The sequence below is a fragment of the Synechococcus sp. RedBA-s genome, assembly GCF_024345495.1.
GTDB lineage: Bacteria > Cyanobacteriota > Cyanobacteriia > PCC-6307 > Cyanobiaceae > Regnicoccus_A.
Genome location: NZ_JAGQBF010000036.1, coordinates 1 through 22908, shown reverse-complemented (window position 1 = coordinate 22908; position 22908 = coordinate 1). Strand labels below are relative to the sequence as shown.

At 66.0% G+C, this 22908-nt stretch carries 20 protein-coding genes; 8 read left to right on the top strand and 12 right to left on the bottom strand.

Annotated features, from left to right (window positions below; genetic code table 11):
• Positions 1-95 precede the first annotated feature (95 nt).
• Together KBY67_RS12815 and KBY67_RS12810 are read left to right on the top strand one after the other, a co-directional pair.
• Positions 96-626 carry a Tol biopolymer transporter periplasmic protein gene (locus KBY67_RS12815; RefSeq protein ID WP_399214451.1) on the top strand — a complete coding sequence of 177 codons (531 nt, stop codon included), beginning with the start codon at positions 96-98 and terminating at the stop codon, positions 624-626.
• Complete coding sequence (locus tag KBY67_RS12810; protein ID WP_255111448.1) at positions 623-1129, top strand: hypothetical protein; 507 nt, start codon at positions 623-625, stop codon at positions 1127-1129. The genes KBY67_RS12815 and KBY67_RS12810 overlap by 4 nt, the downstream gene beginning before the upstream one ends.
• 4 nt (positions 1130-1133) lie before the next feature.
• Here KBY67_RS12810 and KBY67_RS12805 read toward each other — a convergent pair whose 3' ends face one another.
• The 3 genes from KBY67_RS12805 to KBY67_RS12795 are packed head-to-tail and all read right to left on the bottom strand — an operon-like array spanning position 1134 to position 3722.
• On the bottom strand, positions 1134-1310 hold the full coding sequence (locus tag KBY67_RS12805) for a chlorophyll a/b-binding protein (RefSeq protein ID WP_255111447.1): 177 nt from the start codon (positions 1308-1310) through the stop codon (positions 1134-1136).
• Positions 1310-3337 carry an ABC transporter ATP-binding protein/permease gene (locus tag KBY67_RS12800; RefSeq protein WP_255111446.1) on the bottom strand — a complete coding sequence of 676 codons (2028 nt, stop codon included), beginning with the start codon at positions 3335-3337 and terminating at the stop codon, positions 1310-1312. Before KBY67_RS12800 ends, KBY67_RS12805 begins: the two co-directional genes overlap by 1 nt.
• A 40-nt stretch (positions 3338-3377) precedes the next feature.
• Positions 3378-3722, bottom strand: coding sequence for a histidine triad nucleotide-binding protein (locus KBY67_RS12795; protein WP_255111450.1), 345 nt, complete (start codon positions 3720-3722; stop codon positions 3378-3380).
• A gap of 79 nt (positions 3723-3801) precedes the next feature.
• Between KBY67_RS12795 and KBY67_RS12790 the strand changes: the two genes are divergently transcribed.
• Positions 3802-5361 (top strand): YifB family Mg chelatase-like AAA ATPase, encoded by a 1560-nt coding sequence (locus KBY67_RS12790; protein WP_255111445.1) that lies wholly within the window; start codon positions 3802-3804, stop codon positions 5359-5361.
• Between the two features lie 86 nt (positions 5362-5447).
• On the opposite strand, the gene rpsU is transcribed toward KBY67_RS12790, so the two are convergent.
• Genes rpsU through def form a run of 4 tightly spaced genes read right to left on the bottom strand, consistent with a single transcriptional unit; the run spans position 5448 to position 7286 of the window.
• Entirely contained in the window at positions 5448-5618 is a 171-nt protein-coding gene (gene rpsU / locus KBY67_RS12785) for a 30S ribosomal protein S21 (protein WP_006172073.1), read from the bottom strand.
• 58 nt (positions 5619-5676) lie between these two features.
• On the bottom strand, positions 5677-6417 hold the full coding sequence (locus KBY67_RS12780; RefSeq protein ID WP_315855591.1) for a DUF3747 domain-containing protein: 741 nt from the start codon (positions 6415-6417) through the stop codon (positions 5677-5679).
• A 59-nt stretch (positions 6418-6476) separates the two neighbouring features.
• Positions 6477-6674, bottom strand: coding sequence for a hypothetical protein (locus KBY67_RS12775; protein WP_255111443.1), 198 nt, complete (start codon positions 6672-6674; stop codon positions 6477-6479).
• A 6-nt stretch (positions 6675-6680) separates the two neighbouring features.
• Positions 6681-7286: a peptide deformylase gene (def, locus tag KBY67_RS12770; RefSeq protein ID WP_255111449.1), complete on the bottom strand. Its 606-nt coding sequence runs from the start codon at positions 7284-7286 to the stop codon at positions 6681-6683.
• A 127-nt stretch (positions 7287-7413) separates the two neighbouring features.
• Here def and KBY67_RS12765 point away from each other — a divergent pair, with 127 nt between their 5' ends.
• On the top strand, positions 7414-9309 hold the full coding sequence (locus tag KBY67_RS12765; protein ID WP_255111442.1) for a prolyl oligopeptidase family serine peptidase: 1896 nt from the start codon (positions 7414-7416) through the stop codon (positions 9307-9309).
• Positions 9309-10736 (top strand): sodium/glutamate symporter, encoded by a 1428-nt coding sequence (locus tag KBY67_RS12760; RefSeq protein ID WP_255111441.1) that lies wholly within the window; start codon positions 9309-9311, stop codon positions 10734-10736. The genes KBY67_RS12765 and KBY67_RS12760 overlap by 1 nt, the downstream gene beginning before the upstream one ends.
• Positions 10737-10741: 5 nt before the next feature.
• On the opposite strand, the gene KBY67_RS12755 is transcribed toward KBY67_RS12760, so the two are convergent.
• Entirely contained in the window at positions 10742-12823 is a 2082-nt protein-coding gene (locus KBY67_RS12755) for a bifunctional aldolase/short-chain dehydrogenase (protein ID WP_255111440.1), read from the bottom strand.
• A 68-nt stretch (positions 12824-12891) separates the two neighbouring features.
• Between KBY67_RS12755 and corA the strand changes: the two genes are divergently transcribed.
• Positions 12892-14010, top strand: coding sequence for a magnesium/cobalt transporter CorA (gene corA / locus KBY67_RS12750; protein WP_255111439.1), 1119 nt, complete (start codon positions 12892-12894; stop codon positions 14008-14010).
• Here the strand turns inward: corA and mtnA are convergent.
• A complete protein-coding gene (gene mtnA, locus KBY67_RS12745; protein WP_255111438.1) occupies positions 13975-15129 on the bottom strand; it encodes an S-methyl-5-thioribose-1-phosphate isomerase in 1155 nt (384 codons plus the stop codon). The genes corA and mtnA overlap by 36 nt on opposite strands.
• Positions 15130-15199: 70 nt before the next feature.
• Between mtnA and KBY67_RS12740 the strand changes: the two genes are divergently transcribed.
• Positions 15200-15571 carry a VOC family protein gene (locus tag KBY67_RS12740; protein WP_255111437.1) on the top strand — a complete coding sequence of 124 codons (372 nt, stop codon included), beginning with the start codon at positions 15200-15202 and terminating at the stop codon, positions 15569-15571.
• A gap of 17 nt (positions 15572-15588) precedes the next feature.
• Here KBY67_RS12740 and KBY67_RS12735 read toward each other — a convergent pair whose 3' ends face one another.
• Both KBY67_RS12735 and KBY67_RS12730 read right to left on the bottom strand, forming a co-directional pair.
• The gene (locus KBY67_RS12735; protein ID WP_255111436.1) at positions 15589-17556 is read right to left on the bottom strand and encodes a monovalent cation:proton antiporter family protein; all 1968 of its coding nucleotides are present in this window, start codon (positions 17554-17556) and stop codon (positions 15589-15591) included.
• Positions 17553-17732 carry a hypothetical protein gene (locus KBY67_RS12730; RefSeq protein ID WP_255111435.1) on the bottom strand — a complete coding sequence of 60 codons (180 nt, stop codon included), beginning with the start codon at positions 17730-17732 and terminating at the stop codon, positions 17553-17555. The genes KBY67_RS12735 and KBY67_RS12730 overlap by 4 nt, the downstream gene beginning before the upstream one ends.
• An 871-nt stretch (positions 17733-18603) precedes the next feature.
• On the opposite strand from KBY67_RS12730, the gene KBY67_RS12725 reads away from it, so the two are divergent.
• Positions 18604-19881, top strand: coding sequence for a carbohydrate porin (locus tag KBY67_RS12725; RefSeq protein ID WP_255111434.1), 1278 nt, complete (start codon positions 18604-18606; stop codon positions 19879-19881).
• Between the two features lie 359 nt (positions 19882-20240).
• On the opposite strand, the gene KBY67_RS12720 is transcribed toward KBY67_RS12725, so the two are convergent.
• Positions 20241-22175, bottom strand: coding sequence for a hypothetical protein (locus KBY67_RS12720; protein ID WP_255111432.1), 1935 nt, complete (start codon positions 22173-22175; stop codon positions 20241-20243).
• Positions 22176-22908 lie beyond the last annotated feature (733 nt).

Sequence of the window (22908 nt, the reverse complement as noted above, 5' to 3'; positions counted from 1 at the left end):
CCCCTGCGGCCCGCCCCCTCCAGCAGCCGTCCCCGGGATAACAGCTCCCGTTTCGACAGCTGATCACCCCCCCGAAGGCCGCCGCCCTGGCGGCAATGGCCGCCGCCCTGGCCGTTGGTCTATGGGCTTGCTCACTGCCCTGGGCCCGCCGTTCCCGTCCGGCTCCGTCTGCAGGCTGGGAGCCCAACCTCAGCCGCCAGGATCCAGCCCTCAGCGGTGATGGTCGTCTGCTGGCCAGCGTGATCGAGCGCCAGAGTCGCTCCACCGTGCTGCTTCAGGAGCGCAGCAGTGGACGGGTGCTGCCCCTGCGCCACCTCAGCCGCTGGCAACCCCACAGTTCCCCATCGCTGAGCTGGAGGGGGCGCTACCTGGCCGTGATCGTGCAGCGCGGCGATCGGCGCCTGGCGGTGATCGAAGATCGCCTCACCAACCGGCTGCTGCCGTTGCCTTTGCCGGGCGGACGCGAACCGGTGCGACTGAGCCTGGCACCCAATGGCCAGCGCCTGGCCCTGCAACTGGTGGCCTCGGGCCGCTGGCGGGTGGAGGTGTTCGATCTGGCGGGGGTGCTGGAGCTGGATCCACCCGCCGGGGAGCTGCTGCGCACACCAGCTGCAGCCACGCCATGACACGGCAAGGGCTTCAACATCCAGGTGTTGCCCGGCTGGGGGTGACACTGCTGGCCACCGGCTTGCTCAGCGCCTGCGTGGCTACACCTCTGCGGCCCCTGCCAGCGATCAACCAGCGACTGGAGCAGAACGGCAGCAACCGCGATCCATCCCTGAGCGGCCGCTGGCTGGCCCTGATCAGCGGACGCGACGGACGGGAGCGGGTGGAGCTGATCGACCTGGAGCTGAACCGGCCCGTGCCCCTGCCGGGGCTGAACCGGCCCGATTCCCAGCCCCTGAACGTCAGTGTCGATGCCGCCGGGGAGCGGATGGCCCTGATCCGCCAGCGCGATGGCCGCACGGAGCTGGCGCTCTACAGCCGCAGCAGGCAGAGCCTGCAGCCGCTGCCCCTGGATCCGCCCGGGGTGCCACGGCAGCTGCAACTCGACGCCAACGGCCGTGTGCTGGCGGTGCAGATCAGCCGCGGCGGCCTCTGGCAGGTGGACCTGATCGATCTGCCCTGAGGCTTCAGGGCACCAGGCCCGCCCAGTGCAGGAAGGTGTCGCCGCTGAGGGCCTCGATCAGCAGCACGGCGGCAAAGCCGAGCATGGCGAAGCGACCGTTCACCCGCTCCGCATAGCCGCTCCAGCCGAAGGCCGGCACATCAGAGGTGGTGGCGCTGGTGGCAGGAGCTGGAGATGTCATCAGGTCTCACTGTTGCGGCCAAAGTCATAGCCGCTGGCGGTCCGCAGCCGCCAGCCGCCCTGGCCGTCGAGCTCGAGCACGGTGTTGTGGAAGGCCACCAGGGTGGGTCGGTGACCGACGCTCACGAAGGCCATCTCGCGCTCAACCAGCAGGTCGTACAGGGCCTTTTCGGTGGCGACGTCAAGGGCGCTGGTGGCCTCGTCGAGGACCACGAAGCGTGGGGAGTTAAGCAGCAGCCGGGCGAAGGCCAGGCGCTGCTGCTCGCCGAGCGACAGCAAACGAGGCCAGTCCTGTTTGATGTCCAGATCGGGGTAGCGGTGCACCAGATCCGGCAGGCGCACCTCCTCGAGCACGTGGCGCAGCTGGTCGTCGCTGAAGCGATCGGCAGGCTGGGGGTAGCAGAGCTGCTCCCGCAGGCTGCCCAGCAGCATGTAGGGCTTCTGGGGAATGAACATCAGCTCGCCCACCGGCGGGCGCTGCACATGGCCGGCGGCCGGCGGCCAGAGCCCACTGACGAGCCGCAGGAATGATGTTTTGCCGCAGCCCGACGGGCCCACCACCAACAGACGCTGGTGGGCCGTCACTTCCAGGCTGAGATCGCGCACCAGCATGCGGCTGGTGCGGGGTGGCACCAGATCCACATGGCTCACCAAAATCGACTCGGGACGGACGGCCGAGGCGGCGGCACCCATGGCCCCTCCAGCGGAGGCCTGCTCGGCGGCCATGAACTCGGCCATCTCGGCACTGATCGCCTCCACCTTGCCCTGGAATCCCTCGAGACGGCTGATGGACGCGGAGAAGGCGGCCAGCCGGTCGATGTTGTTGACGATGTAGCTGACCGAGAACAGCACCTGGGAGAAAGCGATGCTGGCCTGACCGAAGACGCCGAAATCCACCTGCTTGGCGAAATAGATCGGCGCGATCACCAGCCAGGGCAGGAAGCGGGAAAAGTAGTCGTAGGAGCGCTGGATGACGCTGATCAGCGCTTCCCAGATAATCAGCCGGTTGTAGTTGACGATCACACCGTCGAGGCGGCGTTCACCCTCCTTCTGCTCTTGGCGCTCCCCCCGGTAGAAGGCGATCGATTCGGCATTATCGCGGATGTGGACGAGGGCGTAGCGGAAGTCGGCCTCCAGCTTGAGCTGCTGATAGTTCAGGTTGACCAGTTTGCGACTGGCGAACACGATCAGGGCCGTGCCGCCCACCGAATAGGCCAGGAGCCAGAGAGCCAGGGTCTGGTTGATGCTCCAGAGAACGATGATGAAACTGAAGAAGGTGAGCAGAGCAGCGATGATTTCAACCGTCACGCTCAGGCTGGTGGTCGTGAAGCTGGCTGCGTCCTGGGAGATGCGCTGGTCTGGGTTGTCAATCTCCTCGATGCTTTCGTCGTTAGGATTGAGAACGTAGTAGGCCCGGTTCGTGAGGTAGCGGCCCAGCATGCGGCCACTCAGCCATTCCCGCCACATCAGGCCCAGCTTGGGGATCAGATAGCTCTGGATGGCACGGATCGGCAGGGCCAGCACCAGACAAAAGGCATAGATCGCAACGATCTTCCAGAACTCTTCCTCCTTGTAGGCCACCAGAACGTTGTCGATGTTCCGGGCGATGTAGCTGATGCCCACGTTGATGCCGTTGATCACAAGGATCAGCAGGGCGATGATCCCGAGCAGCAGCCAGGGCAGCCAGCGTCCCTGGCGCAGCTTGCTGCGCAGAGCCACGAAGCAGGCGAGGCCGGCGACGAACAACACCATCACGACGGCGCCGATCGGTCCGTTCCAGATCGCCGCCACCTGCTTGGGGACCCCAGGCAGGAAGCGATTGCGCAGCTCGGGGATCCAGGCACCCGTTACGGCCAGCGTCCCGGTAAGCAGCAACAAGGTGAGTCCCACCACCACCGCCAGCAGGGCGATCACCAGCACCAGGAACTGGCCGCTGCCGCGACTCCCCTCGTCAAGGGGCAGGAAGTAGGGCTGGGCCAGGCGCTGCAGCTTGGCCAACTGCTCGCGAAGGGCCTTGAGGGGACTCATGAACGGTTGCGGGTCGGCCCATTGTCGCCGCTGGCGGGCGTCAGCCGGGGGGCCAGAGCAGGGGGCGGCCGCCGATCACATGCACATGCAGGTGAAAGACCGTCTGGCCCGCCTCTGCGCCGTTGTTGATCACCGTGCGCCAGCCCACCAGGCCCTCCTGCTTGGCCACCTGGGCCGCCACCAGCAGCAGATGCCCCAGCAGGGCCTGGTGGCGGGGCTCGGCGTCACTGAGGTTCACCAGGGGCTCGCGCGGAATCACCAGCACATGCACCGGCGCCTGAGGCTGAATGTCGCGGAAGGCCAGACAGAGGTCGTCGGCATGAACCTGATCGCAGGGGATCTCACCCCGCAGGATGCGCGCGAAGATCGTGTCGCTCTCGGCCATGGCGCCTCCGCCGGAATCCGGCAACGGATGGGGGTGGGACAGGCGGGGCACTGACTGGGTGTCCGATGCCTGAGCGCCGATGTTGGCACGCTGCAGCAGCGCCGCCCTGCAGGGCCTAGAGGCCAGGGAGGTGGCGGTGGAGGTGGACATCGCCCCCGGTCTGCCCGGGCTTCAGATCGTCGGTCTGGCGGAGGCGGCGGCTCGTGAGGCCCGCGAGCGGGTACGCGCAGCCCTGCGCAACAGCGGCTTCCGCGTGCCCCTCACCCGGGTGATCGTGAGCCTGGCTCCAGCGGATCTGCGCAAGGAGGGACCGGCCTTTGATCTGCCGATCGCCCTGGGGCTGCTGCTGGCCTCGGGCCAGCTGGCACCCGAGCGCATGGCGGGGATCTGGAGCACCGCCGAGCTGGGCCTCGACGGCAGCCTGCGGCCGGTGCGAGGGGTGATGACCCTGGCCCTCGCCGCCAGGCGCAGTGGGGCCAGGGCCCTGGTGGTGCCCCAGGCCAATGCCGGCGAGGCGGCGCTGGTGTCGGGGCTGGCGGTGTGGCCGGCGGCGGATCTGGCGCAGCTGATGGGCTGGCTGGCGGATCCCCTGAGCGTTCCCGTCCCGGCACCTGCCCTGGCGCGGCCGGGGCCAGCCCAGCCCGATCTGGCCGAGGTGATCGGTCAGGCCCATGGCCGCCGGGCCCTGGAGATCGCCGCGGCCGGCGGTCACCACCTGCTGCTGGTGGGCCCACCGGGCAGCGGCAAGACCATGCTGGCCCGGCGCCTGGCGGGTCTGCTGCCGCCCCTGCCCCGCCACGAGGCCCTGGAGCTCACCCAGCTCTATTCCGTGGCCGGACTGCTCAGCGACGGTGCTGCCCTGATTGGCTCAAGGCCATTCCGGGCGCCCCACCACAGCTGCACGGCCACGGCCCTGGTGGGGGGTGGCGCCACCCCAAGGCCAGGGGAGCTGTCACTGGCCCACCACGGCGTGCTCTTCCTCGATGAACTGGCGGAGTTTCGCCGTGAGGTGCTGGAGCAGCTGCGCCAACCCCTGGAGGAGGGGGAGGTGTGGATCAGTCGCTCCCGCCAGCAGAGCCGCTTCCCCTGCCGGGCAGCCCTGGTGGCCGCCACGAACCCCTGTCCCTGCGGCTGGTTCGGCGATCCTGAGCGCGCCTGCGGTTGCGGCGAAGCGCTGCAGCGACGCTACTGGTCACGGCTCTCGGGTCCCCTGCTGGATCGCCTCGATCTGCAGGTAGTGATGGGTCGGCTGGAGCCCGGCGCCCTGGCGCGCAGCTACGGCCTGAGGGCAGGGCCAGCCACCGGAGCGCAGGAGCCGTCAGAGAGCTCAGCCGTGGTGGCGGCGCGAGTGCTGAAGGCCCGGCAGCGGATGGCGCAGCGCAATCCAGGGGGCAGACCCAATGGTCAGCTGCCGGGCTCAAGCCTCAGAAACCTGGTGGAGCTCGAAGCCGGATCGCTGCAGCTGTGGCAGCAGGCGATCAGCCAACGAAGCCTGAGTGCAAGAGCCGGGGAACGGCTGCTGCGGGTGGCCCTCACCCTGGCGGATCTGGAGGGAACCAGAGCGGTGGGCGCTCAGCAATTGGCAGAAGCCCTGACCTATCGGTCGTTCGACCAGATCGGCAGAGAAGATCAAAACTGATCGAAATGGAGAAACACACGTTCAGCGCTTGCCCAGAGCCTGCTCAGCTCAAGCTCAGCCCCAACTTGAGGGACCGCTGCAGGCGATCAGCGGCGGCGGCGACGCTGCTGGGCCTTGCGCTTGTACTTCTCGGTGGGCGTCTCGTGGTGACGCAGGCGCTTGAGGTCGGCGAAGATGCCGGCTTTGGACACCTGCCGCTTGAAGCGGCGCAGGGCCGATTCGATGCCTTCGTTTTCGCCGACGGTGACCTGGGTCATGAACCACGCAGTGGGGCTAGGTGATCGTCAATGTAGCAATCGGCTCAACGGGCCCTGATCAAGGCCTGACCTTGCCGGCGGGTAGCTCGGGCGGGGGTACCAGGGCCGCAGGGGCCACCTCTCCAGGGACCACGGCTGCAGGCAACGGGCTGGAGGGGATGGGGACTGTGGTGGCTGGGGTGATGCCTGGCAGGGCCGCTGCCGGCTGAGAGGTCTCCTGGCCCGGCCAGGTATCCCGGTAGATGTAGACGTGGCCGAGGTTGCGTTTGCCGAACTGACGGCGCATCAGCTTCCAGCCAGGTTCGGGCACGAACATCAGAAAGCCATCGCTGTGGCCCTGGGTGCGGGCCACCACCATCTCCGGGCCTCCCTGGTTGCGCCCCGGCGCCGCCAGCAGGATGTTGTCGCTGCCCTGGCGCACCACGCTCAGCCGGTAGACAGTGCCCAGATCGCTGCCGCCCACCCGCAGGGAAAAGCCGTTGCCATCCATGTAGCGCGAGCAGATCCCGGTGAAATCAAAGCTGCCCAGCAGGGGCTCCACCCGGGCGGGGGAGGCTCCGCTGGTGGAGAAACAGGGGCGGCGATCGCTCACCTGCTCGTAGATGTTCAGCTGGGCCCGCAGGCCATCACCGATCGGTGCGGCCACCAGCACGAACTTCGACTGATCCATCTCAGCGGCATTGAACAGGGCCCCCTGGGCCCTGACGGGTCCGGCCACCGCCAGGCCCAGCAGCACCGGCAGCGTCGGCAGCAGCACGCTGATCGATCGCAGGAGGAGAGGCAGGGGCGCAACGCGCATCGGATGACGGGGCGAGGTGGCCCGATCGTAGAAGTGCGATCCAGCGGCGCCAGGGGCGCTCAGCTGGCTTTGTTGAGACGAATTGCGACCAGCAGGCTGATCACCGCTCCCGGCAGACAGGCCGCCAGGATCAGCCGGGTGGTGAGCACGCCCAAGTCGGGTTCGCCGTAGGAGAGCTCGAAGACCGATCCGGTGGCGGCAATGCCCAGCAGGCAGGCCAGCCCGAGAAAGACCCCGGCGAGGGGTTGCATCGGCATGGGGACTCAGCGCTGGGAGTGGACATCATCACGGCGGAAGCCGTGATCCTTGAGCTCCTCGTTGAGGCTGAGCTCATCGCCGACCAGATCAACGAACAGCACCCCCTTGAGGTGGTCCATCTCGTGCAGGATGCAGCGGGCCAGCAGGCCATCGGCCTTGAGGCGGCGCGGGCGACCCTGCTCATCTCGGTAGCTCACCTCCGCCTCGCTCGGGCGCACCACGGAGAGGTAGACGCCGGGAATGCTCAGGCAGCCCTCCTCGTAGGTGTTGAGCGCGGCGCTGGTGCCGTTGAGTTCCGGGTTCACCAGCACCATCGGTGGTGTGGCCGAATTTTCGGGATCGAGATCGATCACCAGCAGCTGTTTGTGAACACCGACCTGGGGTGCCGCCAGGCCGATGCCGTGGGCGCTGTACATGCTGCGCAGCATGTCGCGGGCCAGCTCGCGCACCGAGTCGTCCACCTTGCTGATGCGCTTGGCGGGTTGGCGCAGCACCTGATCCCCCAGCGTGTGGATCGTGAGCGGCGGGGACTCCAGCACCTCCTTGGGCACCTGGACCGTGCGGCTGGTCTGCTCCGCCTGGCGGGCCATTTTGGCGAAGCTGCTGGCCAAAGCGTCACCTGAAACGATGGGCAGATTGTAGGAGCCGCTGGTGGAGCACGGTTCAGCCCGGGGTTCAAGCCGGCGTTCAGGCGGGGATTCAGCCGCCAGCTGGGCCCGGCCCCTGGCCGCGGCGGCGGTGGTGGGGCACACGCCCCGGATCAAGGAACCGCAGCTGCATCATGGCCGGCTGTTCTGGCTGGAGCAACGCCCCGCTGAACAGGGGCGCACCACCTTGATGCTGAGGCCATCGCCCACAGCCGGCGCCATCGAGCTCACCCCCGGCGCATGGAACCTGCGCAGCCGCGTCCATGGCTACGGCGGCGGCGTGGTGGCGGTGGAGCGGGGAGCCGCCAGACCCGGCGGCGGGGAGCGGGTTGTTGTGGTGAACGATGGCGATCGCTGCCTCTGGCGGCTGGAGACCGACCAGCCCGGGGGGAGGCCCATCCGGCTCACCGAGCCAGGGGAGCGGGCCTTCGCCGATGGGCTGATCGATGGACGGCGGCAACGCTGGATCGGGGTGATGGAGGCCGGCGGTGTTGATCAGCTGGTGGCCGTGCCGCTGGAAGGGGGGGAGCCGCTGCTGCTGCGCCAGGCCCTCGATTTCTGTGGCTACGCCGCCCTCAGCCCCGATGGCACCCAGCTGGCCTGGGTGGAGTGGCAGCAGCCGCACATGCCCTGGGACCGCAGCCAGCTCTGGCTGGCGGACGTGGAGACCGAAGGCAACCTGGGCCCGGCGCGACTGATCGCCGGCTCCGGCGCCGCGGGGCATCCGGCGGCCTGCTCGGTCTTCCAACCCCTGTGGCTGGCCAGCGGGGACCTGGTGGTGGCCAACGACCGCCACGGCTGGTGGAACCTCGAGCGGCTGCGGACCACTGGCCCGGGGCCATGGCAGCGGCTGCTGCAGATGGAGGCGGAGTTCGCCATGCCGCAATGGGTGTATGGGATGCGCACCACCGCCTGGGACGGCCACCAGCTAGTGGCGGCCGCCTGCGTCGAAGGCCGCTGGCAGCTGGGGCGTGTGCTGCTTGGCACCGATAGCCCAGCTGGCGAGGCCGAGCAGGCTCTGGTGAGCTGGCAGCCGATGAACTGCCCCTTCGATGATCTCGAGGGGCTCTGGGCCGAGGACGGCCAGCTGGTGGCCGTGGCCGCCAGCGGCAGCACCGAAGCGGGTCTGCTCAGCCTCGATCTGGCCAGCGGCCGCTGGCGGCACCAGCGGGCCACTGGCCTGCAGGCCACCCCGGCCCAGCAAGCAGCCAGCGGCCGCCCGGCTGAGGCGCTCTGGTTCGAGGGCCACGGCGGCCGACCCACCCACGCCTGGTATTACCCACCGCAGGATGGGGGCAGCCCAGCAGCGCCGCTGCTGGTGAAGGGCCACAGCGGCCCCACGGCCATGGCCCGCACCGGCCTCAACCACACGATCCAGTTCTGGACCAGCCGCGGCTGGGGCGTGGTGGATGTGAACTACGGCGGCTCCACGGGCTTCGGGCGGGCGTACCGCGAACGGCTCGACGGGCTCTGGGGCGTGGTGGATGTGGCCGACTGCGCCGCAGCGGCCCGTGCCCTGGTAGCGGCAGGCCGCGCCAGCCCCGAGCGGATCGCGATCGAGGGGGGCAGCGCCGGTGGGTTCACCGTGCTGGCCGCCCTCTGCTTCAGCGACACCTTCCGTGTGGGTGCCTGCCGCTACGCCGTGGCCGACCTCAGCGGCCTGGCCAGAGGCAGCCACCGCTTCGAGGCCCACTACCACGATGGGCTGGTGGGTCCGTGGCCGCGGGAACGTGCCACCTACGATGCCCGCTCGCCCCTGCGCCATGCCGATCAGATCCGCGCTCCGGTGATCTTTTTTCAGGGTCTGCTGGATCTGGTGGTGCCCCCGGAGCAGACCGAGCTGATCGTGGCGGCACTGGCCGCCAACCGGATTCCGGTGGAGCTGCATCGATTTGCCTCTGAAGGGCATGGATTCCGCAGCGGCGCCGTGCAGATTGAGGTGTTGGAGTCCACGGAAGCCTTTTTCCGGAAACACCTCGATCTCTGATGCCCTACATACCCGCCAGCATCAGAATTCTGGTGGAAGCCGTCGAGACCCCTGCCGTTGCGCTGGTGGCCCTGGGCCTGGTGCTGGTGGTGGGCCGCTGGCTGGGCCACTTGCTGGGCCTGCGCCACTGGGGCATCCCCGAAGCGCTCCTGGCCGGAGTGCTGGGCCTGCTGGTGGCACCGGCGGGGCTGGTGCCACTGCTCAGCCAACCCGTGATCGAAATCTGGGAGCAGCTGCCGATGGCGCTGCTCACCCTGGTGTTCGGCACGCTGCTGCTGGCCAAACCCCTGCCCAAGCTGGCCGGGCTCTGGCGGCCGCTGTCAGCCCAGGTGTTGTTGGCCCTCACACTGGCTTTCGGCCAGTACATGGTGGGGGGCCTGGTGGTGCTGCTGGTGCTGCAGCCCTGGCTGGGGGTCCATCCCCTCATGGCCTGCCTGATCGAAGTGGCCTACGAGGGTGGGCACGGCTCGGCAGCCGCGATGGGCGCCAGTTACGCCAGTCTGGGCTTCGAAGGTGGCGAGGCACTGGGTCTGGCCATGGCCACGGTGGGGTTGCTCATCTCCACTGTGGTGGGGGGCCTGGTGGTGCTGCTGGCCCGCAGCCGGGGCTGGCTGATGGGAGGTTCCACGATCGCCTCGGGCATTGCGCCCATCCCCGAACAGGGACCCGGTGCAAGCTCCGATCACCAGAACAGCGCGCCGGCCCAGGCCATGTTGCCGCCACCACCACCGCCGGAGCTGAGCTTTTCGGCCCTGGCCCTGAACCTGGCTCTGACGGGGATCGCCGTGGCGATCGGCGTGGTGGCTCTGGCCGGCCTGCGTCTGGTCTCCGACCACGTGGGCGGTGGGCTGGCGCTGGTGGTGGATGTGTTCCCGGTGTTCCCCCTGGCCCTGGTGGGATCGCTGCTGGTGCGCTGGCTGCTGGAGCGATTCGGCAAGGACCACTGGGTCTCGACCCGGGTGCAGAACCGCCTGGCAACGGTGTCGGCTGATCTGCTGATCGCGGCGGCCACGGCCTGCCTGGATCTGTCCCTGCTGGCCCACGACTGGAAGTCTCTGACGTCCCTGGCCGTGGCAGGTCTGGCCTGGAATCTGGGGGTCGTGCTGCTCCTGGGTCCGCGCATCCTGCCCTCGGCCTGGTTCGAGCGGGGGATCCTCGAGTTTGGCCAGGCCACCGGCGTGGCGGCCAGCGGCCTGCTGCTGCTGCGCATGGCTGATCCACTGGATCGGAGCGAGGCCCTGCAGCCGTTCTCGATCAAACAACTGCTGCTGCAACCGTTCGTGGCCGGCGGGGTGATCACGGTGGTGGCGCCGCTGGCGGTGAGCAACTGGGGTCTGCCGGCCTGGACCGGCTTCTGCCTGGTCCTGGTGCTGATCTGGATCGGCCTGGGCCTGGGCCTGATGGCCGGCTCGCGAACCGCTGCCTGAGGCCCTCAGCGCACCATCGCCGCCACGTTGCCCCCATCGACCGTGAGCACCGCGCCGGTGGTGCGCTCCAGCAGGGCCAGAGCCACAAAGGCCTCGGCCACATCACTGGCCCGCACCTCTTCGCCCAGCAGGTTGCCGGCCATGTAGGCCGCCTCGCTGACCCCCCGGGCAGCAGAGCGTTTCTGGATCATGCCCTGATCAAGCAGGCCGGAGCGGATGCGATCGGCATTGATGGCGTTGGCGCGCACGCCTTCGCCGCCGCCCTCGAGGGCGTACTGGCGCATCAGAGCGAGCAGGGCCGCCTTGGCGATGCCGTAGGCGCCGAAACCGGGACCGGGGTTGAGCGCCTGCTTGCTGACGTTGAACAGCAGCTGACCACCCATGCCCTGGGCGCGGAACAGGGCCATCGCCGCCTGGGCGACGCTCTGGTGGGCGAAGAAGTTGAGCTCGAAGCTGGCGCGCAGGTCGGCATCGCTGAGCTCGGCGATGTCACCGCTCCAGGCGGCGCCGGCATTGCTGACGACGATGTCGAGACCACCGAAGTGGGCCACCACCGCCGAGAGGGCCTGACGCACCGCCTGGGGATCGGTGAGATCGCAGGCCAGACCCAGGGCGCGGCGGTCGCAGCTGGCAGCCACCGCGAGGGCCGGCTCCCCCAGTCGATCGAGCACCGCCACATCGGCGCCGCGTTGGGCGAAGGCGCGGGCGGTGGCCGCGCCGATGGCACCGGCACCGCCGGTCACCAGCACCACCTGGCGGGCCAGGGGCAGCTCCCTGGCCTTGCCGAGCTTGGCCTGCTCCAGGCTCCAGTACTCCATGTCGAAGGTGTCGTCCTCACCGACGGGCTGGAAGTGGCCCAGGGTCTCAGCCGCCAGCAGGGTGCGGGCCCAGGCCTCGGCGATGTCGGCGGTGACAGCAGCCTCCTGGGCGGAGCGGCCGAGGCCCACCAGCCCGAGGCCCGGCAGTGCCAGCACCCGCGGCAGCGGATCCAGCGGTGTGCGACCGCCGCCCACCCGAGCGTTCTGGCGTGCCACGTAGGCCTTGTAGGCGCCAATGAACCCCTCGAGCGCCGTGGCGGCGGCCGCCGACCAGCTGGCCAGATCACCACAGGCGGGCGGCAGCACCAGGGGCTGGGCCTTGGTGCGGATCACGTGGTCGGGGGTGGCCACGCCACGGCTGGCCCAGGTGGCCAGGCGCTGATCATTGACCAGCGCCAGGGCGGGCTCTGAGGCGCGCAGATCAAGCAACCAGCGGCGGGGGGCCGCTTCGGCCTCGGCGGCCCGGCTGAGCAAACCACGCAGCACCGGCAGCACAGCCGCCGCAGGGATGGGGGGCTCCGGCCAGGGCCGTGGCTGGCTGCGGGCGCTCACCCGGGCCAGGCGCTGCTCGGCTTCGCCCACCAGGGCCAGCATCCGCCCGTAGCTCTGTTCGGCCGTGGAGCCGAAGGAAAAGAGCCCGTGCTGCAGCAGCACCATGCCCTCGAGCTCCACGCCGGCAGCCCGGGCCCGCCGCTCGGCCGCCTCATAGGCCTCAGCCGCCGCCAGGGCCAGGGCGAAGCCGGGCATCACATAGGGAACGAGGGCAACGCGATCGCCATAGACCTCGCGGCAGAGCGTTGCGGAGTCGGGCTGATCAGCCAGCGCCAGCAGGGCGATCGAGTGGGTGTGATCGACGAATTTGTGGGGCAGGAAGGCGTGGAGGAGGGCCTCCACGGAGGGGTTGGGGGCGGCGGGGTCGATCAGGTTGCGGCGCTGGGCGGCCACCATGTCCTCGTCGCTGAGGCGCTCCAGCACCCGCAGGGCCTGCAGGGGCTCCAGGCGCACGGCCGGGTGGCCCGGAGGTTCGATCGTGGCCAGGTCCCAGCCGCTGCCTTTGACGCACAGCACCGGGATGGTCTCCCCCAGCAGGCCCGTGACCGTGGTTTTCACTGACGTGTTGCCGCCGCCGTGCAGCACCAGATCGGGGTCGCTGCCGAGCAGGCGGGCGCTGTAGGTGCGCAGTGCCAGGTCTGCGCTGACGCCCACGGCGCCGTAGCGGGCCACGGCGTCTTCGGCCTCGACCTGCGACCAGCGGTTCTGACTCGGCATCCGGCGGAGTGGCGGCGAATGGCCAGGAGGCTAGGGAAAGGCGGAGCGGCCTAACCGTGCCACCATCGATGGCGATCAAGCAATCCCGGGCCGCCACGGAGATGGTTCGATCCAGACACCCCAGAACAGGCACGATCAGCGGCCGCGCCAAGACGGGCCTCGCGCCGGGAACGATGTTGTTCGTGGGCGAGCGCAAGCGTGAGCGCGCCCGGATTGACATCTTCGACTACTGCTCCGAGAGCGTGCGGGAAGAACACGACGTGGATGTGCAGACCTGCTTCGACTTCTGCGTCGACGACGACAGCGTGACCTGGATCAACGTCAACGGTGTCCATGATGTGGCGTTGGTCGAAAGCCTCGGCATGCACTTCGGCCTGCACCCGATGACCCTGGAGGACCTGGTGAACACCAGCCAGCGTCCCAAGGTAGAGGAATTTCCAAGCTATCTCTTCATTGCGATGAAGATGATGGATTTCAATGAGATAAGTCACACAGTTGACATCGAGAACGTAAGCCTGATTCTGGGCAGAAATGTGGTTCTCTCCTTCCTTGAAGACGATGGTGACGTTTTCGATTCCGTGCGCGAACGCCTGCGCCGGTGCAAGGGCCGAGTCAGGCACATGAAGGCCGACTACCTGGCCTTTGCATTGATGGATACGGTGGTTGATCACTACTTCCTGGCGATTGAACAGATTGGCGATTATATCGAGGCAATTGACGACAAGATTCTTGAAGATCCTCGGGAAAGCGATATCCAGGAGATTCACTATCTCAAGCGCGACGTGCTGACCCTGCGCAAGGCGGCCTGGCCCTGCCGCGAAGTGATCAGCAGCATCGAAAAGGGGGATTCAAGCGTCCTCAATCCCGACACCAGGGTGTACTGGCGGGATCTTTACGACCACTGCATCCAGGTGATCGACATGGTGGAAACCTACCGCGACATCCTCGGCGGCATGCACGACACCTATCTCTCAAGCCTGAGCAACCGCATGAACGAGGTGATGAAGACACTCACGATCATTTCCTCGATCTTCATCCCGCTCACCTTCATCGCCGGGGTTTACGGAATGAATTTCGAATACATGCCGGAGCTGCGCTGGCGCCTCGGTTACCAAGGCGCCCTGGCCATGATGCTGCTGATCGGTGTGAGCCTAGTGATCTACTTCCGCCGCAAGCGATGGCTCTGAGCCATATGAATCCTTCCCGTAGAGGCCCAGCAGACCGGCCTCGCTGGCTGGGGCCACGCCACGCTCGGTGATCAGGGCCGTCACCAGCCGCGACGGGGTGACATCGAAGGCGGGATTGAAGCCCTTGCTGCTCTGAGGAGGGAGCTGGACCGTGACCAGCTCGCCTGAGGATGAGGCGGCCGAAGACAGGCCCTGGATGTGGGTCACTTCCTCGGGGGAGCGGGCCTCGATCGGGATCTCGGCCAGCCCATCGGCAAGGGACCAGTCGATGGTGGAGGCTGGCAGGGCCACGTAGAAGGGCACGCCGTTGTCGTTGGCGGCGAGGGCCTTGAGGTAAGTGCCGATCTTGTTGCACACATCGCCGGTGCGTGTGGTGCGGTCGGTGCCGACGATCACCGCATCCACCAGGCCGTGCTGCATCAGGTGGCCGCCGGCGTTGTCGACGATCACGGTGTGGGGCACCCCCTCGCGGCCGAGCTCAAAGGCCGTGAGGCTGGCGCCCTGGTTGCGGGGGCGCGTTTCATCCACCCAGACATGGATGGCCAGACCGGCGCGGTGGGCCTTGTAGATCGGCGCCAGGGCGGTGCCCCAGTCGACGGTGGCCAGCCAGCCGGCATTGCAGTGGGTGAGCACATTCAGGGGCTCGCGCTGTCGCTCGGGAGGCCGCTCGGCCGCCAGCCGCTGGAAGAGCGCCAGGCCGTGATCGCCGATCGCTGAGCACATGGCCACGTCGTCTTCGGCGATGGCGGCGGCGGCGGCAGCGGCGGCGGTGGCCCGCTCGAAGGGCGGCAGCGGCAGCACCCGATCACGCACCCGCTCCAGCGCCCAGCGCAGGTTGATGGCGGTGGGGCGGGTGGCGTTGAGCTGCTCGAAGGCAGCGGCCAGCGAGGCATCGCCTGGATCCACCTGCAGGGCCAACATCAGGCCGTAGGCGCCCGTGACACCGATCAGGGGTGCGCCGCGCACCACCATCGTGGCGATCGCTTCGGCGGCCTGATCACAGCTGGTGAGCGAGCGGGTGGAGAAGCGGTGGGGCAGAAGGGTCTGATCGATCACCCCCACCGAGCGACCGCCCTCCTCCAGCCAGATCGTGCGCCAGGCCCTGCCGTCGATGTTCATTGGTGCCGCCCACGTCCAGAAACCGGTTCATGCTGACAAACTGCCCATCAGCTTCCCGGCGAGACGCGTGATGCCGATCAACCCAGTCACCTGGTTCGAGCTCAACGTGAGTGATATCGAGCGGGCCAAGACCTTCTACGGCGCTGTGTTCCAGGTGGAGTTCCAGGATCTCTCCAATCCGGAGATGGACTACTGGTGCTTCCCGATGGACGACCAGCGGATGGGCGCCGGCGGCGCACTGATGCGCATGGCCGGCTGTGAGCCCGGCAAGGGCGGCACGATGGTGTACTTCAGCTGCGACGACTGCGCCGTGGAGGAAAGCCGCGTGCTGCCGGCCGGCGGTCAGGTGTGCCGCCCGAAGATGGCGATCGGCGAATTCGGCTTCATCTCGGTGGTGCTCGACACGGAGGGTAATCCGATCGGGCTCCACTCCCTGCGCTGAGCCCTTGGCCTGAGCCGTCAGAGAACGGTGGCCGGATCCCAGTCTTCGGGGCCGATCACGAAGAGCAGATCGCCTGCCAGCAGGGCGGTATGGCCGTGGGGATGATCCAGGGGCGCCCCCTTGCGGGTGATCGCCAGCACCGTGACGTTGTGATCGGCACGCAGGCCGCAACTGGCGATGGTGTGACCCACCAGTGGCGAATGGGGAGCCAGGCGCAGGGAATGGGTGGTGAGGTGGGGCACTGCCACACGCAGGTCGCTCACAGCGGTGGCTTGTGGCGAGAGGCCGCGGGCCATCAGGCGCCAGTCGCCGCGCACCTCACCGATCAGGCGTTTGATGTCGTCGCGGGGCACGAGCATGCGCGCCAGCACTCGGGAGAACACCTCGATCGACACCTCCAGTTCATCGGCGATCACCTCATCGGCCCCGAGGGCCAGCAAAGTTTCCACCTCACGCAAGTAGCGGCTGCGCACGAGCAGGAAGGCATCGGGCGCGAAGCGACGCGCCAGCTCCACGATGCGCCGGGCAGCGGCGGGATCATCGATCACCACCACGATGGCGCGTGCCTGATCGGCGTGCACCAGGCGCAGGATCGGCTCCTGGCTGGCATCGCCGTAGTGAATCGGTTCACCGGCGCTGAAGGCATCGCGCACGATGGCGGCATTCACATCCAGAACGGCATAAGGGAGGCCGCAGCGCCGGGCCGTACGGGCCAGGTTGGCGCCGGTGACGCCAAAACCGACGATCAGGATGTGGCCGCTGAGGGCTTTGCTGGGGCCAGTGCTGTTGGGCAGCAGCTGGCGACGCTCGAGCCGCCGCAGGGGCGTGCTGGCCAACCAGTCGGACAGGCGTGGGCCACTGGCCACCAGCACCGGGGTGAGAATCATGCTGAGCACAGCCACATCGAGCACGATCTGGAAGATGTCGGGCCCGAGCAGGCCGCTGCTGACGCCCGCCTTGGTGGCCACCAGGGAGAACTCACCCACCTGGGCCAGGGCCAGGCCGGTGAGCAGCGAACCGCGCAGGGGCAGACCCACCATCAGGGCCGACCAAGTGGCCACCAGCGGCTTGATCAGCACCACCGAGAGGGTGAGCAGCAGCAGGGACAGCGGATGGGCGAGCATGAACTGGATGTCGAGCAGCATGCCGATCGACACAAAGAACAGGCTCATCAACACATCACGGAAGGGGAGCATCACCGCCACCGCCTGGTGGGAATACTCCGATTCCGAGAGGATGAAACCGGCCAGAAAGGCCCCCAGCGCCAGCGACAACCCCAGCGACTGGGTCATCACCGCGATGCCCACGCAAAGGCTGAACACACCGAGCAAAAAGGCTTCCGAACTGCGGGTGCGCGTGATGCGCTCCAGCAGCCAGGGCACAATCCAGCGCCAGGCCAGATAGGCCCCCAGCGCCACCAGAGCAATCCTGCCCAGCAGGGCGGCGATCGCCCCGGCCCCCGATGCCGCCCCTACCCCCGCCAGCAGGGGGGCCATCAGCATCACCGGCACCACACCCACGTCCTGATAGATGAGGATCGCCAGGGTGGTGCGCCCGTGGGGAGTTTCCAGCTCGGCGCGCTCCTGCAGCATGCGCAGCACGATCGCAGTGCTGGAGAGCGCCACCACAAAGCCCACATACACTCCCTGGCCGAGGGAGAGGCCCAGCGCGGTGCAGATCGCCGCCGCAACGGCGGCTGTGCCGAAGAACTGCAGCGAGCCGCCGATCAGAAAGTGCCGACGCAGGCGCGCAACATCCGCCAGCGAAATCTCCAGCCCGATCACGAACAACAGCAGCACCACGCCGATCTCCGCGAGCAGCTCGATCTCGTGCACGTTCTGCACCAGCCGGAACAGATCCGGTCCCGCCAGCACCCCCGCAAGCAGCAGCCCGATCGAGCTGGGACTGTTGAAGCGATGGCAGAGCACCACTGCCACCGCCGACATCGTGAAGATCACGACGATGTCGAGCAGAAGGGAGGTCATGGCCGAGCCCCCAGATGCTGCCAGCGACGGCCAACGCCGCTGCGGAAGCTGCCGCCACTCTGGTTGCCGCCCTTGCGCTCGATGCTCTGGTCGAAGCAAAAGGCAAAGGGATAGAACTCGGGCTTGATCACCACACCAACCTGGCAGGAAAAGGAGAGCAGGCTCGTCTTGGCCATGATCGACTTAGCTGATTCGCGTTGCTTGCGACAAAACTTCTAGCATTCGTGTTCTCCTGTCTGTAGAGCCTATTTGAGCCAAGTCTTCAATTGGCTGGAAGCACTCCAGATGCCCAGCAGAACTTCACATTCTCTCTAATCGACTCAATCTGTAAGCCAGGAGATCAGCACGACCTTTGAGGGGATCAGCTCCTCGATCAGCGAGATGCCTAGTGCGAGGGGGAAACCCCTGCTTCTTCGAAACTCTGGCGGCGATAGATGTTCAAAACTCCAAGATTCACCATGAATAAGAGCGTGATGATCAGATGCGGCCTCAGTCCTTGGTCACTCTCCCCTTCAGGTTCATGTGCTGCTATCTATTCATCATCGCCGCTTCGGGGGGTGGCTGGGACCAACGACGAACATGATGAGGCGTGCCCCACAAAGTAGAAGTACAGCAAGACGGGCGCAGTCCGTGCACGGGCCCCCACCTGAATTCCCGCTCAATTCAGCGTTCAAACAAACGACACACAACCCAGCTTGTGCGACCTCTTTGCCAAGCGCCGCTCATCGAAGGTGAGAGATGTCTCACATCGATTCGAGCTTGCCAGGTGCAAGAGTCAGGTCTTGAATTGGCTTGCCAGACCTCCTATTTCCACAGCTCCGCTATAGGTTGCTTCTTCCATCACCGTCAGCTCTCCTGTCATTCGCTATGGGTGATCAGATTTCCATTGCGCTGCGAATGGGGTCTTCGTCCACTCCTAGGGGGTTGTCCAAGGCCAGGAAGGGCGGGTGGCATCCCCTTCGGCACCGTGTTGCCAATGCTTTTGGCCTACTCCCCTTTCTCGCCCTGGTCCTCCTTTCCCTGCCTGCGTCCGCCCTCGCCCAGACGGTGCAGGCGTCCACCGAACCATCGCCTGAGATAGAGCCCGAAGCCGGGCAGGCAGCGCCGCAGCCGCCGCAGCCGGAACAGCTCGCCCTTCCTGAAGCCCACCTCTCCCTGCAGAAGCTGTTGGCGCTTCCCGACTGGGCGCATCTTCAGGTGGGGACCATCGCCCAACCCTTCGTCAACCCGATCGGTGGCCTCACCCACTCCGCGGCCTGGATGCAGCAGACCAACCTGCTCGGCACCCTCGGCACCGGCCTGAGCAAGCCGCAGAAAGAGTGGCAGGAGATCGACCACTGGACGGTGGATCTGCAGCTTTCCTTGCTGAACGGCAATCCGAACTACGGCGCTCAGATCGGTGCGGTGTACTCACCTCAGTCGCTCTTCGGGCCGGTGGGGTTCTGGCCCACCTTGGCGGCTCTCTCTCGCCATCCCGGCAAGGACTGGTGGGGAATCCAGGTGGGCATCCTGCCCTTCGAGCCCTACTTCCTCACACCGCCCATCAGTGGCCTCTACGTGAGCGACCTGGTTGCTTCCACACCTGGAATCCGTATTCCCAGCTTCCCCGTCTCGCCTGCCTCCGGTCCTGGTGGGGTGTTGACCCTGCGCCCCACCCCGACCACCACACTGCTCCTGGGCAGCTTCGATCTGGCTGCCGTGGGCACAGTCTCCAACTCTCTCGGGGTCTCCAGCGGGATCCCCCCCGGCCCCGGCTGGGTGCACATGGCGCAGCTCAACTTCGAGCCCGGTTGGATCAACCCGAGCGGCGGCGGCCCGATCCAGGCTTGCCGCCGAGGCAGCCGGCTGCTCCGTCGTAGCACCACTTGTGAACGGCCGGTGGAGGTGCAGCAACAGCTGCCGGGAGGCCAGATCCAGCTGGCCGGCTACACCGGTGTGGGATCGATCCAGGGGATCTACGGACAGGCCACCGTGCCGATTTCGCTGCCGTGGGGCCTGGATCACCGTGCCTGGGTGGCTACCACCTATGGCGGATCGGCCAACTTGAACCCCAATCCCACCTACATCGGCGGCGGGTTGGTCAGTCAGGGGGTGCTGCCGGGTCGGCCCTTCGACCTGATGATGATCGGTGTGGCCCGAGCTGGATTCAGCCCCACGCTCACCCCGGAGCTCTCCTACGAGGGGGCGATCGAGCTGGGCTATAAGTTCCAAATCAATCCATCCTTCAGCCTGCAGCCCACCTGGCTGTGGATCCTGCGGCCCGGCGGCAGCGGCAAGGTGCCTGGGATCGGCAGCTTCGGGCTAGAGATCACCTGGGGATTCTGAGGTAAGGCTCCAGGCAGATAGGTTGGCAGAAATGCAACACTCTTGGCCCCCAATTGGTCCACCATATCTAACACCCACTTGCGCCGCAATGACATTGACGAGCGCTATGTCAGTTGGTGGACGGTTTATCCGGAGCCATACATGCACTCTGCAGTGGGCGTGAGTGCATGTACTTGCTGGTCATAGGGAAAGGTCTGTCTTGCCACTTGCCTTTGAGACAGCCCAACGCTCAAGATCAGAAGTTGGCGAGCGAACTTGGGCATTGCCGATTTCCTCCGCTCCCGTCTTCTGTATCTTGATGTTAGAAGGATTCCCGCATTCACCGCATCGCTGCGCTCGCGACGTCACGAGTGAAGAATTCACGGTTTCTGCACCGGTCCGATCTGCGGGGTTTTCACGGGCTTGGCCATGCCAAAGAAGACGACGATGCCCTGGCCGGCGCCACGGGTACTTAGGGCTTCGGGCGCCTGGCCAAGCCCCGCGGAGTCGATTTCCCAGTTGTTCGTGAGCCATACGTCGCCGGCTGGACCAATGCCGACATCGACGAGCTGCTGCATGCCGCCGCCGACGTAGCCGCCCGATGGCGAAATGGCGTCGCCTGTCTTTGTGCCCGGCGGGCAGTTCTGACTTCGCACGCCGCAGAGCTGCACGAGCGTTCCGGCCACGGCGCTGGTGAAGTTCGACACCCAGACGTTGTCGTTACCATCCACGGCCACTGCCCACGGTCCGCCGAGACCCTTGCCCGAGATCGGTGAGAACGCCGCTTTGGAGCCGTCCGGACGCAGCACCGTGACGCTGCCACCGCTCCAGAAGCCCGGCTTTTGCGCCGATAGGTTGTGCACCAGGCTTGCTGTTGCGGGCTCTTCGCCCCTGACGGCATAGGACGCCATCAGTTCGACCAGTTTGAGCCGCCCGTTTTCTGAACTGCCGAAACGGTCGGCGTGCCAGACGTTGCCCCGGCTGTCGATGGCAAGGCCGCTGCCGGCGTAACCGACGTCGAATTTCTCGACCTTAGTCGGGTCGGAGACGTGGAAGCGGATCACCGAGGAGCCGATGCTGTTGCTGACCCAGATCCGGTCCTGCATGTCAATCGCCAGATGGAACGGTGCGAACAGGCCGCACGGGTTCTTCAGCGGGTCCTTGCTCCTGTTCTGGCAGTAGACACGCGCCTTGGACGGATCGCCGTTGGGCACATGGACGAGCTGGTTCTTGCCCTGGTCCACGGCCCAGATATCGCCCGTGCGTGTGACGATGATGCCCTGCATTTCGCCGAGCTGGCTCTTCAGCGTCCACCCCTCGGGCGGCGACAACGGCTTGCCTGCGTTGTCGAACTTGGTGATGTTCTGGCTGGCGTAGCCGCTCACCCAGGCGTTGTCCTGTGCATCGATCGCGAGGCCAAAGCCCACCCCAGAGAGACCGCCACCGGAAAAACCAGTCGTCATCGGAGAAAGGGGCTTGCCGTTCGGAGCAAACTTGGACAGATTACCGTTCCACAGGATGGCCTGGCTTTGTCCGCCTACGACGAAGTTGTTGCCGACCCACGCATTGCCCTGACTGTCGAACATCAGCTTGCCACCGCCGCTCACGCCGCCGCCGGCGAATTTGAGGGGCAGCACCCAGGCACTCGGTGCGAATGTCAGGTAAGGCAGGAACGGGGTAGCACGCATTCTTTTTCCTTGCGGCACCGGGTAAAACCGATCCAGCAGTGCGAAAAGATTGTTGGCTTGATATCCGGGATTCCGTGCAATCGCCTCGGCGGCCCCCAAGGTGTCGGTGGGCACTGAGCCGGTTGGCGGCTTTGCACTGGCGAACAGCTTTTCGCAGGCATCGGCGGTGACTTGTGTGGTACAGCCAGCGAGCAGGTTGCCCAGCGTTGCAAAATTTGCCATCGTCGGTGTTTGCGAGCTGTTCAGTGCGTCCTGAATCGTCTCGCCGTAACCGCCCGTAGAGAGATCGACAAAGTTCGGCACATTTTCTGCGGCAATGCGCAGGGCGAGTGGGGAACCCTTAATAGCGGTGCCGTTGATGAACTGGTTGTGCGTCCAGACCGAGGCAATGGTGGTGAACTCATTGACCCTGACTGTGGCTGGAGACGTGTTGCCTAACACAGCCATAAGTGCGATCGCAGGATTGTCCTCTCCCACTTTATTTAACGTGGACTGTCCGCCCTTCGCAACCGCGTAGAAGATAGCGTCTTTATCAGAATCTCTGTCTAGACGAAGCTCGAATCGACCATCTTTGCTGGTTTTTGTCTGTTCCAGCTGCTTAGGTTCACCCTTGGTAGTCGCCCACAAGGTTACGGTCGAATTGGCAATCGGTGCTCCTCCGCCAAGGACCTGACCTACGAGCCTGCCGGGAACGGGAGTTAGCTTTAGGAGTGGTGTATCACGATCAAGCACCCGACCTGTGCTGATGGGCCTAGGGGGAGCGGAAGTCTGCGGTGTGCCGCAGCTCTGTATCAATACCAGAATCATTCCAAGTAGTGCCGTTGCCACGAGTGCATGACGTTTAGGCCAATGTCTTTTCATCATTTCCTTGCTTTGAGATAAAGACATTAACAAATTTCGGAAAGGCTTGCAGAAAGACAGCGTGGGTCTAACGCTCAGGATCAGTGGGGGCTGAAACCTCTGTGTTCAAGCCATCATATGCTCCCGTCTTCTGTATCCTGATGTTGAAGATCCGGCTACCGATAGGTAGCCCTTCTGTTGCCCACCTTGACAATATCCACCACATGCACTAATTCATCAATCGAATAGATAAAACGATACCTTCCATCTCGAGCACGATCTAGATTCGTCTTGACCGTAAGCTTTTGGACCTAGAGGGCGAGGCTGAGCAGATAGCTGTTCAATAGTTCTGACTATATGCCTCAGGCTCTTTTGGGCACTTCGAAAAATCTACGCCGCTCCCTGACAGACTATGAAATATGCTATAGAATTGGTTCAGTTCAACACAGCTGAATGGGACAGCGTGGATTCTGGGATGAGGAGAAGCGCATCCACAGGCTTCGGCAGAAGAAGCCCACAT

Coding starts and splice junctions, on each gene's coding strand:
- mtnA (WP_255111438.1), bottom strand. CDS start 15,129: ATGAACATCGACGGCAGGGCCTGGCGCACGATCTGGCTGGAGGAGGGC.
- rpsU (WP_006172073.1), bottom strand. CDS start 5,618: ATGACCCAGGTCACCGTCGGCGAAAACGAAGGCATCGAATCGGCCCTG.
- KBY67_RS12815 (WP_399214451.1), top strand. CDS start 96: ATGGCCGCCGCCCTGGCCGTTGGTCTATGGGCTTGCTCACTGCCCTGG.
- corA (WP_255111439.1), top strand. CDS start 12,892: ATGGCGATCAAGCAATCCCGGGCCGCCACGGAGATGGTTCGATCCAGA.
- KBY67_RS12790 (WP_255111445.1), top strand. CDS start 3,802: ATGTTGGCACGCTGCAGCAGCGCCGCCCTGCAGGGCCTAGAGGCCAGG.
- KBY67_RS12755 (WP_255111440.1), bottom strand. CDS start 12,823: ATGCCGAGTCAGAACCGCTGGTCGCAGGTCGAGGCCGAAGACGCCGTG.
- KBY67_RS12800 (WP_255111446.1), bottom strand. CDS start 3,337: ATGAGTCCCCTCAAGGCCCTTCGCGAGCAGTTGGCCAAGCTGCAGCGC.
- KBY67_RS12735 (WP_255111436.1), bottom strand. CDS start 17,556: ATGACCTCCCTTCTGCTCGACATCGTCGTGATCTTCACGATGTCGGCG.
- KBY67_RS12780 (WP_315855591.1), bottom strand. CDS start 6,417: ATGCGCGTTGCGCCCCTGCCTCTCCTCCTGCGATCGATCAGCGTGCTG.
- KBY67_RS12760 (WP_255111441.1), top strand. CDS start 9,309: ATGCCCTACATACCCGCCAGCATCAGAATTCTGGTGGAAGCCGTCGAG.
- KBY67_RS12730 (WP_255111435.1), bottom strand. CDS start 17,732: ATGGCCAAGACGAGCCTGCTCTCCTTTTCCTGCCAGGTTGGTGTGGTG.
- KBY67_RS12775 (WP_255111443.1), bottom strand. CDS start 6,674: ATGCCGATGCAACCCCTCGCCGGGGTCTTTCTCGGGCTGGCCTGCCTG.
- KBY67_RS12795 (WP_255111450.1), bottom strand. CDS start 3,722: ATGGCCGAGAGCGACACGATCTTCGCGCGCATCCTGCGGGGTGAGATC.
- KBY67_RS12805 (WP_255111447.1), bottom strand. CDS start 1,310: ATGACATCTCCAGCTCCTGCCACCAGCGCCACCACCTCTGATGTGCCG.
- KBY67_RS12810 (WP_255111448.1), top strand. CDS start 623: ATGACACGGCAAGGGCTTCAACATCCAGGTGTTGCCCGGCTGGGGGTG.
- KBY67_RS12740 (WP_255111437.1), top strand. CDS start 15,200: ATGCCGATCAACCCAGTCACCTGGTTCGAGCTCAACGTGAGTGATATC.